This window comes from Streptomyces sp. NPDC094032, from assembly GCF_040303965.1.
Lineage (GTDB): Bacteria > Actinomycetota > Actinomycetes > Streptomycetales > Streptomycetaceae > Streptomyces.
In genome coordinates this window covers 72,579-84,731 of sequence record NZ_JBEOUE010000015.1, presented here as the reverse complement: position 1 = coordinate 84,731, position 12,153 = coordinate 72,579, and the positions used below count along the sequence as shown (strand labels likewise).

Here is a 12,153-nt window from a genome sequence, read left to right as displayed (position 1 = left end):
AATCCGGTCATGGAGGAGTTGTGAAGTTACCGGGGATACAAGCGACTTGAACGCTCCGGCGGGTGGCCGGGATTCGCCGCTCAGGAGCAGGTGACCGTGAAGGAGTACTCGTGGGTGGCCGCCACGTTGCTGCCCCAGTTCCCGAGGACATCCTTCATCTGGACGCCGTAGTACGACCACAGCTTCCAGGTGCCCGGTTGACAGGAACTCTCCCACTCGCTGTTGCTGACGAACTTCTCGGAACCCATGGTGGCCGGGAAGTCGTGCTCGGAGACGGTGCCGTCGGGCTTGGTGAGCTTGTACGTACTCGGCTCCCAGACGCGGCAGCCGTTCGGCGGCGCCTGCCAGCCGATGCCCCCGAGCGCCTGCCAGCCGCACTCCGCCCACAGTTGCGGGATCAGCCGGCCCGACTCCGGACTGTGCTCCACGCACAGCCAGCTCTTCATCCGGCGGTCACCGCCGCCGTTGTAGTCGGTCCACTCCCCGCCGCAGCCCGGGTCCGTCGCGGCGGACGCGGGGGAGGCCATGGGCACCGTCAGCGCGCCGGCCAGCGCGGCGACCGCCAGCGCCCCGCGCAGGAAACGGGCACCCGAACTTGATCGTTTGGTCATGCCTGGAGGGTCCCGCGCGAGAGCTCCCTCCATGCCTCACGCGGACCGTTCCCACTCCAAAGAAGTGACGCTCGAACAGCGATCTGATGAACCGTCACCGAGGCGGTCCAGGTGGCCCTGCGCGAGTTTCGCGAGGGCCGGGCCGTGTTCGTAGCCCAAGGGGGCCAGTTCCGGGGGCAGGACGTAGCCGTCGGGCATGCGGGCGTACGTCTGCTCCATCAGCTGCCGGTAGGCGTCGGCGAGCAGGCCGGGCCAGTCGCCGGTCAGGGGCGGGCGCATGCGGGACTCGGCGGCGAGGGCCGCGTGGTGGGCGGCCGCCTCCTCGACGGCGTCGGCGGGCGTCCAGTCGGCGATCGGCGGCCGGGCCGGCCGCCACGGGGCCAGCCAGGGGCTCGCGGTGCCGTGCAGGATCTCGGCGGCGAGTTCCTGGGCGATCAGCGGGGAGGCGTGCAGGCCGTCGCGGTGTGTGCCGGTGGCGACCCACAGACCGGGGCGCCCCGCGTTCCCGAGCAGGGGGTGGCCGTCCAGTCCCACAGGGCGGTTGCCGTGGTGGAGCCGGTCGATCCTGGCGCCGGCCAGGCCGTGGTGCAGCTGGCCCAGGCCCGCGTCGAGGAGGAAGCGCAGGGCGCCCGCGGCGGGCGCGTCGCCGGGGTGGAGGGCCGGTGCGGCGGAAGCGCCCAGATACCAGGTGCCGTCGGCCTGCGGGACGGCGTGCAGCCCGCACGCGTACGCCCGGTTGGGGGTGCGCAGGACCACGGAGGGCGTGGGGCCGGTCGGGCGGAGGGCGACCGCCGTGCCCTCGGCCGTCACCACCGGCAGCACGGGCAGCTCCGGGTCGACGCCGTCCAGCAGCGCGCTGGACCAGGCGCCGGCCGCCACGACGACCCGGCCGGCCCTGAACGTGCCCTTGCGGGTGACGAGTTCGTACGCCTCGCCGCGTGCGCGCAGTCGGCCGGTCCCCGCGCGCCGCACGTTCGGCAGCGCCTGGAGCGCCGCGTCCAGCGTCCGCAGCCAGCGCCGGGCGTCCAGGAAGCGCTCCTCGGGCAGGAACACGGCCCGCAGCGCCCGGTCGTTGTCCAGCGGCCGGTACGAGGGGATGTCCGACACGGCGCTGTCCTCGACGGGCAGTCCATGGCGGGCGCCCGCCGTGCGCATGGCCTGGAGCGCGGACTCGTCGAGCGCCCCGGAGACCGCGTTGAGCAGGACGTACGTCCCCGCCCCGTACCCATCGGCGGGCGCCGCAGCCCCGGCCCGTTCCCGTACCCCCTCACGCCAGGCCGGCCAGCGCGCGGCGGCCTCCACGGCCATTCCCAGGCGCAGTTCACCGTGCCGGGTCCGCACACCCGCCGCCGTCACCTCGCCCAGCACACCGAGCATCGCGCCGGCCGCCCGCGAGGCGCCGGGACCCCGCTGCCCCGACACCACGACCCGCAGCCCCGGCTCGGCACACACCAGCGCGTACGCGATCGACCTGCCGAGCACCCCCGCGCCCACGACCACCACATCGACGTCGTCCGCCACAAGGCCCCCTCCGGTCTCGTACGTATCGCCCCACAGGCTTCCCTCGGAGTGCCGTGGCACACCCGGACCGCCGCCGCATCCGCCGGACCTCGTCGGAGGGAAGGACCGGTGCGGGGGCGTGTACGCCGTGGCTGTGGGTGAAACGGATCAGCGCATGGACACTTCCACCGCCCACGAGGGCGCCCGCTGTCTGGTCACCGGTGCGAGTGGGTACATCGGGGGGCGGCTCGTGCCGGAGTTGCTCGAGCGGGGGTATCGGGTGCGGTGTCTCGCGCGGCACCCGGACAAGCTGCGGGACTTTCCCTGGGCCGGGCGGGTGGAGATCGTACGGGGGGACGTCACCGACGCCGCGAGCCTGCGGGCCGCGCTCGACGGCGTCGACGTCGGCTACTACCTCGTCCACTCGATGACCTCGACCAGCCGCTTCGAGGACACCGACCGGCTCGCCGCCCGTACCTTCGCCGCCGAGGCCCGGGACGCCGGGCTGCGGCGCCTTGTCTATCTGGGCGGCCTCGCCCCGCGCGACGTGTCCGACGACGCGCTCTCGCCCCACATGCGCTCCCGCACCGAGGTCGGGCGCATCCTGCTCGGCTCGGGCGTCCCCACCGTCGTCCTGCGGGCCGCCGTCGTCATCGGCTCCGGATCGGCCTCCTTCGAGATGCTGCGGTACCTGACCGAACGGCTGCCCGTCATGATCACGCCCAGCTGGGTCGGCAGCCGGGTCCAGCCCATCGCCGTCCGCGACGTCCTCCGCTACCTCGTCGGCAGCGCCGCCCTGCCCCCGGACGTCAGCCGGACCTTCGACATCGGCGGCCCCGACGTGCTCACCTACCGCGACATGATGCTGCGGTACGCGCGGGTCGCCGGGCTCCCCAAGCGCCTCATCGTCTCCGTGCCCCTGCTCACGCCCCGGCTGTCCAGCCACTGGATCGGGCTCGTCACCCCCGTCCCCGCCGCCCTCGCCCGGCCCCTCGCCGAATCGCTCCGGCACGAGGTCGTCACCACCGAGAACGACATCACGCGGTACGTGCCCGACGGCCCCGGGGCGCCCCTCCCCTTCGACGAGTCGCTGCGGCTCGCCCTCCGCCGGGTACGGGACGCCCGGGTCACCACCCGCTGGTCCTCCGCCGCCACGCCCGGCGCCCCGAGCGACCCCCTGCCGACCGACCCCGACTGGGCGGGCGGCAGCCTCTACACCGACGAGCGCTCGCGCGCCGTCGACGCGAGCCCCGAAGCGCTGTGGCGGGTCATCGAGGGCGTCGGCGGCGAGAACGGCTGGTACTCGTTCCCGCTCGCCTGGGCCGTCCGGGGCTGGGCCGACCGGCTCGCCGGGGGCGTGGGGCTGCGCCGGGGACGCCGGGACGCCGCGCGGCTCCGGGCCGGTGACGCGCTGGACTTCTGGCGCGTGGAGGAGATCGACCGGGGCCGCCTGCTCCGCCTCCGGGCCGAGATGCGCCTGCCGGGGCTCGCCTGGCTGGAGATGTCCGTCGACCACGACGAGCGGGGCCGCACCTCGTACCGGCAGCGGGCGCTCTTCCATCCCCGCGGCCTCGCGGGGCACGCGTACTGGTGGAGCGTGGCCCCCTTCCACGCCGTGGTCTTCGGCGGCATGGCCAGGAACATCGCCCGGACCGCCGAGACGGAGGGCGGGGGGTCCCGTCACCCGTGACCCGCCCGCCCGTCACCCCGACAGCATCGACTCCAGTGTCGTGAACGGGTCCGTGAGGCGGGCCAGGCCGTACGCGCTGTCGTACGCGCCGTCGCCGATCTGCCGGCGCGCCGCCTGCTCGGCCCGCTCCCGCAGGGGGCGCAGCTCCGGGGTGCCCCGCTGGGGGTGGCCGACCATCTCCCAGAAGACCTGGCCCGCCCCGTACGCGACCGCCGCCTCCTCGCCGCGCTCCTGCGCCGCCAGTGCGACGGCCAGCAGGTCGAGGCCCAGGCCGAGGCCGAAGGCGTCGCCGATGAGGCGTTTGCCGCGCAGCATGGCCCGGGAGTGTGCGGCGGCGTCGGCCGCGCGTTCTTCGAGCAGGGCCAGCACCGCCAGCTGGTACTCGGCGTAGGCGCGCGTCCAGTGCTCTCCCGCCTCGACCGAGTCGTCCCGCAGCGACTCGGCCGCCGCCCGGGCCCGCCGCAGGGAGCCCGTGGCCGTCAGCGCGAACACGCGCACCAGCCTGCACCGGGCGCCTGCCGCCGCGCCGCACCGAGAGCCCGCCAGCGCGCCGTCGGCGACGGCCAGCGCGTTCCGGGGCTCGCCGCGCAGCAGCATCACCAGGCCGCGCAGATACGCCGCGTCCGCGAGCAGCGTCGCGTCCCCCGCCCGTACCGCCTCCTCGTCCGCCCTGCCCGCCAGCCGCGCGGCCGTGTCGTACTCGCCCCGCAGGCACCGCACCACCCCCAGCGCCCAGCACAGCCTCGCCAGCACCGCCGACGGCCCCACGACCAGGCGCAGGCACTCCTCCAGATAGTGCGACGCCTCCCGCAGATGCCCCGAGCACGCCCAGAAGAAGCCCACCGCCCCGGCCAGTTCGGCGGCCTTCCGGGGGTCGGTCGCCAGCAGGTGTTCCAGTGCCGCGCACAGGTCGCCGTGGCAGGCGGTCAGCCGCGCGGCCGTCTCCGCCTGCTCCGGCCCCCACCAGGACTCCTCGGCGGCCAGGACCAGTTCGTGGAAGCGCTGGGCGTGCCGGTCGGCCGTCGCACGGGTCTCGTTCAGCTCCGCCAGCCACAGCGCCCCGTACTCGCGCACCGTGTCGTACATGCGCACCCGGCCGCCGGACAGCGTGACGACGCTCTTGCGGGCCAGCCCTTCGAGCGCCCGCGCCAGCGCCGGGCCGGCCAGCGGACCGCCACCGCAGACCCGCGTCACATCGTCCACCGTCGCACCCGACCGGAACACCGAAAGCCGTGCCCACAACAGGCGTTCACGCGGCTCGCACAGCTCGTGGCTCCACCCGATCGTGGTCCGCAGCACCCGGTGGCGGGACGGCTGGACCCGGCTCTCCGGCGCCGCGGCGAGCGCGAGCCGGCCGCGCAGGAGCCGGGCCATCGTCACGACCGGCCGCTCCCGCAGCCGCGCGGCGGCGAGCTCCAGCGCGAGCGGTACGCCCTCCAGCCAGCGGCACACCTCGGCGGCGGCCACGCGCTCCTCGGGCCGGGTCCACCGGACCCCCACGGCCGCCGCGCGCGCGGCGAAGAGCTCCAGCGCCTCGGAGCCGGGATCCAGCGGGCCGAGGGGGAACAGCTCCTCGCCGTCCACTCCCAGCGGCTCGCGGCTGGTCGCGAGCACCACGAGCGCGGGGCAGCGTGCGAGGAGCGCCCGTACGAGTGCGGCGCACGCGTCGAGGACGTGCTCGCAGGAGTCCAGGACCAGCAGGACGCGGCGGGTGCCGATCCAGGTGCTCAGGGTGTCCACCGGATCGCCGGACGAATGGTCCGACAGGCCGCAGGCGTCGGCGACGAGGGAGGTGACCAGGCCGGGGGCGGTGAGCGACCAGAGCGGGGCCCAGTGGACGGTGGGGGAGGGGGGTGGGCCTGGTCGGGCCGGGCCGAGTGCGTCCGGCCCGAGTACGTCCGGCCCGAGTGCGTCCGGAGCCGGTCTCTCCGTCCCCGTACCCGTCCCCGTCCCCCTCCCCTCCGTCCCCGCTCCCTCCCCGCCGTACACCTCCGCGACCCGCGCGGCGAGACGGGACTTGCCGATTCCGCCCATGCCCACCAGTGTCACGAGGCGCCTCGTGCCCAGGCGGGCGGCCAGGTCCCCGATGGCTTGTTCCCGTCCCACGAACGGGCCGCTCTCCGGTGGCGTCCAACTCTCCATGTCCCGCATTCTCAGGCAGAGTCCGGGCGCGTCGCGCGGAAACGCGGAGTCGGCCGTGTGCAATCGGTACGCCGCCCTTCGCGGGCTCGCGGGCGGCGGCCGAGCAGGGAGGGCGCGTTGACCGTCTCCGTCGTTCTGTACACCTCCGACCTCCGGGTCCACGACCATCCACCGCTCCGGGCCGCGGCCGCGGGGGCGCGGGAGGTCGTCCCGGTCTTCGTTCGCGACCCGGCCGTGGACCGAGCGGGGTTCGCCGCGCCCAATCGGCTCGCCTTCCTCGCGGACTGCCTGGCCGACCTGGACCGGGGCCTCGCCCACTGCGGCGGGCGTCTCGTGCTGCGCGAGGGCGACACCGCGGCCGAGGTGCTCGCCCTGGTGCGGCGGACCGGGGCCGACGAGGTGCACATGGCCGCGGGGGTGACCGCCTTCGCCCGGGCCAGGGAGGCGCGGCTGCGCGCGGCGCTGGAGGGCGACGGCCGCCGGCTGTCCGTGCACGACGGCGTCGTCACCGTCGTGCCGCCCGGCGACGTCCTCCCGCAGGGCTCCGACCACTTCGCCGTCTTCACGCCGTACCACCGGCGCTGGTCCGCCGAGCCGGTGCGGGCGCCCCTGCCCGCCCCGAAGGCGCTCCGGGTGCCCTCGGACGTGCGGTCCGCGCCCCTCCCACGGCGTTCCGCCGTCGGGGACGTGTCGCCCGCGCTGGCCGTCGGAGGCGAGAGCGAGGGGCGCAGGCGGCTCGCCTCCTGGCTCGCCGCCCACGTCGACGCGTACGAGGAGCGCCACGACGACCTGGCGGGCGACGTCACGTCCCGCCTCTCGCCGTACCTCCACTTCGGCGCCGTCTCCGCGACCGAGGCGGTGCACCGGGCGCGCCAGCGGGGCGGGCCGGGGGCCGACGCGTTCGTACGGCAACTGTGCTGGCGCGACTTCCACCATCAGGTGCTCGCCGCGCGCCCCGAGGCGTCGAGCGAGGACTACCGGCCGCGTCAGGACCGCTGGCGGCGGGGCGCCGACGCCGAAGCGGACCTCGCCGCCTGGCGGGCGGGTCTGACCGGCTACCCGGTCGTCGACGCCGCCATGCGCCAACTCGCCCACGAGGGCTGGATGCACAACCGGGGGCGGCTGATCACGGCGTCCTTCCTGACGAAGACGCTCCGCGTCGACTGGCGGGAGGGGGCGCGCCACTTCCTCGGTCTGCTGGTGGACGGCGATGTCGCGAACAACCAGCTCAACTGGCAGTGGGCGGCGGGCACGGGCACCGACACCAGGCCGAACCGCGTCCTCAACCCGGTGCGGCAGGGGCGGCGGTACGACCCCGACGGCGCCTACGTGCGGCGCTGGGTCCCGGAGCTCGCCGGCCTCGACGGGCCCGCCGTCCACGAGCCCTGGCGGCTCGTCGGCCTCGACCGCGCCTCCCTGGACTACCCGGACCCGCTGGTCGACCTCTCCGACGCCCTGGCGCGGTTCCGGGAGGACCGGGGCTAGCGCCGCCCTCGTGGCCGGGCCGCCGTCTGGGCCGCGACCTTCTGGAACAGGCTGTACGCCAGGATCGGCAGCAGCACCTGGGGGCGCTGGGCGAACCAGGTGGCGGCGAGGGCGGCCGCCGCGCTGCTGTTGTTCATGCCGGTGGCCAGGGTGAGGGAGATCGAGTCCGGCAGGTCGCAGCGGGTCCGGCCGGAGGCCCAGCGGCCGCAGCGGAAGCCGAGGAAGCACACCACGGCGGCGGCGCAGGGCGCCATGACGAGGAGGTCCGGGTCGGGGTGGGCCAGGGCCCGGCCCAGGGCGCCGGTCGCGTTGACGTAGCAGAGCAGCAGGGTGTTCAGCAGGTTCACGGCCTTGACCGTGGGCAGCGCGCGGCGCACCGCCGGTTCGCCGAGCGCGGCCCGGGCGCCCATCCCGGCCAGGCAGGGCAGCACCACGGCGACGATCGCGAACGTGCCTGCGCCGGTCCGCGCGATGCCGTCGATGGTGGCCGTGTCGTCGAGCGCGCCGATCCCGGCGGGCCCGACGACACGGCCGGCCACGTAGAGGGTGGCCGGGACGGTGAGGGGGCTGAGCAGGGTCGAGCCGATGACCGTCGACACGACCAGCGGCATGTTGCCGCCCGCGATCTGCGCCCAGGAGGCCGCCCCGCCGGCGATCGGCATGGCCAGCACCAGCATGAGCCCGACGACCAGGCCCTCGGCCTCCGCCGCGTCGGGCCACAGCGACACGACGAGGGCGGCGAGCGGCAGGACCGCGAGCGGCAGCAGCGCGTTGGCGGCGACCCCGAGCACGGAACGCAGCGGCCGCCGGGCCACGGCCCGCAGGTCCGCGACCCGCACGCCGAGCCCGGCGTTGAACACCATCAGGGCCAGCAGCACCGTCGGCAGGGTGATCCGCAGGGACCCGCCGGGGAGGGGAGCGCCGAGCCCGCGCAACGCCTCCCCGGGTCCCGGGAGAACGGCCGCCAGCGCGTAGCAGCCCAGCATCAGTCCCAGCAGCCGCCGCTGGGCGAACGCCAGCACCCGCGAGAGAATCACAGGGAGGAGCTTAGTGGCTACACAGCGTGAGTCAGGCGCCGTGCGGCTCCCGTCGCTCCATGCGGAAGTCGAAGGCCAGCGTGCCCGGGTCCAGGGCGGTCGCGCCGCCGTCGACCGTGAGGGTCGCGCCGTTCACGAAGGAGGCCGCGGGGGACAGGAGCCAGGCGACGGCCTCGGCGACCTCGCGCGGCTCGGCCGGACGTCCGGCGGGCAGCGGGCGGGTGACCTCCTCGTACGCCGCGTCGACGCCGCCGCCTTCGAGGCCCGCCTCCTCCGCGAAGCGGCTCATGCGCCAGTCCGCCATGTCGGTGCGCACCCAGCTCGGGCACACCGGGTTGGCGCGCAGGCCCGCCGCCGCGTAGTCGACCGCGAGCGAGCGGCAGAGCTGGAGGAGCGCCGCCTTGGAGGTGGCGTAGGCGGCGTTGCCGACGCCGTTGCGCAGGGCGGAGACCGAGGCGACCGCGACCACCGCGCCGCGCGCGTCGAGGAGGTGGGGGAGCGCGGCCCGCAGCAGGTGGAAGGGGCCGGTGAGGTTGGTCAGCATGACCGCCTCCCAGTCCTCCAGGGTCACCGACCCCACGCTTCCGCCGCGCCCGACACCGGCGTTGAGCACGAGCCCGTCGAGCCGCCCGTACGTGGTGACGGCCGTCTCGACGAGGGTGCGGACGTCCTCGGGGTCGGCGATGTCGGACGGTACGGGCAGCGCCCCGGTCTCCGCCGCCACGAGCCGCAGGGGCTCGGGGCGGCGGCCGGAGACCACCACGTGGTGCCCCGCCCCGCGCAGCAGCCGGGCGGTGGCGGCGCCGATGCCCGTCCCGCCGCCGGTCACCAGGTACACCCGCTGGTCCGTCATGCCCGTGGCCCTCCGTCGCCCTCCCCGCCCGCGCGGGCGGAGGACCCGATCCTATGGCGGGAGGGGAGGGTGACCCGGCGTCAGGCGCCCAGGCCCGCCAGCCGCCGCCGGTCGAGCGGCGAGGCGCGCCGGTCGAGGCGCTGTTCGAGCAGGTCGCGGGCGGTGTCGCGGTGGCCCGCCTCCACCAGGGCGTACAGCAGCGTCTCCTCGACGACCTCGCGCTGCGCCGCGCTGCCGCCGACCCGGCGCAGCGAGGGCAGCAGCTCGCGCAGGCCCCGTACCGCCGTGTTCCACTCCTCCTCCAGTACGGCCTCCAGCGCGCTGCACAGCGGGACGACGACCTCCCGCTGCACCTGGTCCGCGCCCGCCGCGTGGGTCCGCAGCCGGCGCAGCGCGGGCAGGTCGCCCGCGGCCGTCAGGGCGAAGGCGCCGTGCAGGGCGGTGAAGGCGGTCGAGGGGCGCTCGACCAGCTCGCGGGCGACCGCGTCGAGGACGCCGTCGACCGGCACCCGGCCGCTCCAGTTCTGCGCCATCCGGGCCCGCCACAGCAGCGAGCCGGAGTCGACGAGCGCCCGCACGCCGTTCACCTGGCCCGGGGCGAGCTGCGCGTACCAGCGGCGGCGCACCGCGGCGGCGTCGTCGAGGGCGAGTTCGTGCAGCCCCACGTGCCAGGAGAAGTGCGCCCGGTGCACGGCGCCGCGCCCCTGGGAGCCGATCCAGCCGTCGAGCCAGTCCCGGCCGGTGGCGTGCTCGCCCGACTCGTAGTGGACGTGGGCGAGGGCGTGCACGGCGTGGCCCGAGGCGGGCTCCGCCGCGAGCGCCGCCCGCGCGAGCTCGCCCGCCTCCTCGATCCGGCCCTGCTCCTGCCGGACGAAGGACAGCAGCGAGGTGTGGAACCAGTGCCCGTCGTACGCGTCCGCGGTGCCCTCCACCAGGCGCCGGGCCAGCGAGCCGTCGATGTCCCCGACGCCGGAGAAGGCGATGGTGGGGACCGCGACGGCGAGCGCGAACGCGTCGCCGGGGAAGCGGTCCAGATGGGCGATGAGGGCCTGGTCGCCCGCGTCGGGACCGTCCGGCCCGTTCGCCCCCGGCCCGTGCGTCTCGATCCGGCGGGTGACCATCTCCACGAACGAGCGCTCCCGTTCGTCCCCGCGCTCCCGCACGCTGCGCTGGGCGTCGGCGAGTTCGCGGGCCACGTCGACCTCGGCCCCGCACTCGTGCCCCAGCAGGGCCAGCGCCGCGTGCCCGAGGGCGAACCCGGGGTCCAGCTCCGTGGCGCGCGCGAACGCCTCCGCCGCCTTCGCCCGTACGGTGATCACCCGGCCGAGCCCGCCCCGGAACGAGGCCGCGGCGGCGGCGTGGGTGGACAGCGGGAGCCCGAACTGGTCGGTGGGCCTGCGGCGGACCGGGCGCGGGGCGCCGGCGAACGGGGCGAGGACGGCCTCGGCGACCTCCTTGGCCTGGGTCCGGAGCTCCGGGATCGCGGTCGTCTCCCACAGCTCGCCGCGCCGGGGCGCGCCCAGCGTGAACAGCGGGCGCTCCGCGCGCCCCGCCGCGTCGAGGAGGCGGCCCCCGTCGGTGGCCACCCCGATGCCCAGGGGCCCGGGGGCGGCGAGGCCGTCGGTCAGGAGCCCGGTCCACAGCGGGTCGCCGCTCGCGTCGGCCCGCAGTCCGGGCCCCGTACAGTCCACCACCCAGGCCACCCGCAGCGCGCGGTCGTCGGCGAGCGCGACGGTGAGGCCGCCGTCCTCGCGCGGAGCGGCGGAGGCGATCCGGCCGGAGTGGATCCGCAGCCTGCGGGCGGCGCGCGCCCGGGCGACGGTCTCGGCGGTGGACGGGGCCATGCGGTGCCGGTGCGTGTTCCAGGGGGTGGCGTCGCGGCCGAGGAACTCCGCCCGCTCGTCGTCGGTGAGTCCCTGCCAGAGCTGCCCGATCCAGGGCCGCAGGCCGTCGAAGGCGGGCCGCCAGTCGCCGTGCGTGCGGCGGGTCTCGGCGACGTACCGCAGCACCTCACGGCGGAGCCGGGCGAAGGGGAGCACGGCGAGGTCGCGGGGCGGCAGCACGGCCTGGAGCGGGGCGAGCGCGTGCGGCTGCGGCAGGAGGCCGGTGCGGGAGACGGCGTGCACGGTGCGGCCGGGCCGGTCGAGGACGAGGGCGAGGTCGACTGCCGTGAGCCCGGTGCCGACGAGCAGGACGTCGTCGGTGTCGGCCACGGCGTCGAGCGCGCCGGGCGCCCACGGGCGGGCGATGAAGCGGTCGGAGCCGCGCAGCTCCTCCGGGGCCCAGTCCGAGCGGCCCGCCGCCGGGCCGGTGGCGAACACCACGCTGTCGGCGGTCACCGTCCCGCCGTCCGCGAGCCGCAGCTCGACCCGGCCGCCGGAGGTCTCGGCGCAGCCGGTGGCCCGGGTGCGCAGGCGCCGCACGGAGACCGTGCCGTGCGCCGTGATGATCGCGCGGCCGAGCGTGTCGGCGAGGTAGGAGCCGTAGCGGTAGCGGGAGGCGAAGTCCGCCGCCGTGACGGTGGATTCGCCGTGCCGGCAGAGCCAGCGGCGGAAGTGGCCGGGGTCGTCCGGGTAGCAGCTCATGCCGCCGACCGGCACGTTGAGGCGGTGCTCGGGGACCTCGGTGGAGTACGCGACGCCCCGGCCCGCCTCCGCCGCCGGGTCGATGAGGACCAGGTCGAGCGGGGTGCGCCGCCGGGCCGCGGCCTCGCACAACTGGACGGCGACGAGCGCGCCGGCCGCGCCCGCGCCGACGACCGCGATGGTGGGGCGCGGACGCCCGGACGCGATGGGCGTGGGGGACTCGGGCGAGGGAGCGGACACCACGGACACT

Annotated in this window: 8 protein-coding genes; 2 read left to right on the top strand and 6 right to left on the bottom strand. The window is 76.2% G+C overall.

All coding sequences use genetic code 11. The features are described from left to right. Window positions 1-80 precede the first annotated feature (80 nt). The gene (locus ABTZ54_RS21680; protein WP_351665628.1) at window positions 81-611 is read right to left on the bottom strand and encodes a hypothetical protein; all 531 of its coding nucleotides are present in this window, start codon (window positions 609-611) and stop codon (window positions 81-83) included. 36 nt (window positions 612-647) lie between these two features. Beyond that, a complete protein-coding gene (locus ABTZ54_RS21675; RefSeq protein ID WP_351665626.1) occupies window positions 648-2,132 on the bottom strand; it encodes an NAD(P)/FAD-dependent oxidoreductase in 1,485 nt (494 codons plus the stop codon). A 154-nt stretch (window positions 2,133-2,286) separates the two neighbouring features. Between ABTZ54_RS21675 and ABTZ54_RS21670 the strand changes: the two genes are divergently transcribed. Next, the gene (locus tag ABTZ54_RS21670; RefSeq protein ID WP_351665624.1) at window positions 2,287-3,801 is read left to right on the top strand and encodes an SDR family oxidoreductase; all 1,515 of its coding nucleotides are present in this window, start codon (window positions 2,287-2,289) and stop codon (window positions 3,799-3,801) included. A gap of 12 nt (window positions 3,802-3,813) precedes the next feature. Here ABTZ54_RS21670 and ABTZ54_RS21665 read toward each other — a convergent pair whose 3' ends face one another. Further along, entirely contained in the window at window positions 3,814-5,835 is a 2,022-nt protein-coding gene (locus tag ABTZ54_RS21665; RefSeq protein WP_351665622.1) for an ATP-binding protein, read from the bottom strand. 225 nt (window positions 5,836-6,060) lie between these two features. Here ABTZ54_RS21665 and ABTZ54_RS21660 point away from each other — a divergent pair, with 225 nt between their 5' ends. Beyond that, on the top strand, window positions 6,061-7,428 hold the full coding sequence (locus ABTZ54_RS21660; RefSeq protein WP_351665620.1) for a cryptochrome/photolyase family protein: 1,368 nt from the start codon (window positions 6,061-6,063) through the stop codon (window positions 7,426-7,428). Here the strand turns inward: ABTZ54_RS21660 and ABTZ54_RS21655 are convergent. The 3 genes from ABTZ54_RS21655 to ABTZ54_RS21645 form a co-directional block, all read right to left on the bottom strand. After that, window positions 7,425-8,465 (bottom strand): bile acid:sodium symporter family protein, encoded by a 1,041-nt coding sequence (locus tag ABTZ54_RS21655; protein ID WP_351665618.1) that lies wholly within the window; start codon window positions 8,463-8,465, stop codon window positions 7,425-7,427. The two genes, ABTZ54_RS21660 and ABTZ54_RS21655, sit on opposite strands and share 4 nt — an antisense overlap. A gap of 31 nt (window positions 8,466-8,496) precedes the next feature. After that, window positions 8,497-9,318, bottom strand: a complete 822-nt coding sequence (locus ABTZ54_RS21650; RefSeq protein WP_351665616.1) for an SDR family NAD(P)-dependent oxidoreductase — start codon at window positions 9,316-9,318, stop codon at window positions 8,497-8,499. Window positions 9,319-9,398: 80 nt separating this feature from the next. After that, window positions 9,399-12,083, bottom strand: a complete 2,685-nt coding sequence (locus ABTZ54_RS21645; RefSeq protein ID WP_502997292.1) for an FAD/NAD(P)-binding protein — start codon at window positions 12,081-12,083, stop codon at window positions 9,399-9,401. Between the last annotated feature and the right edge of the window lie 70 nt (window positions 12,084-12,153).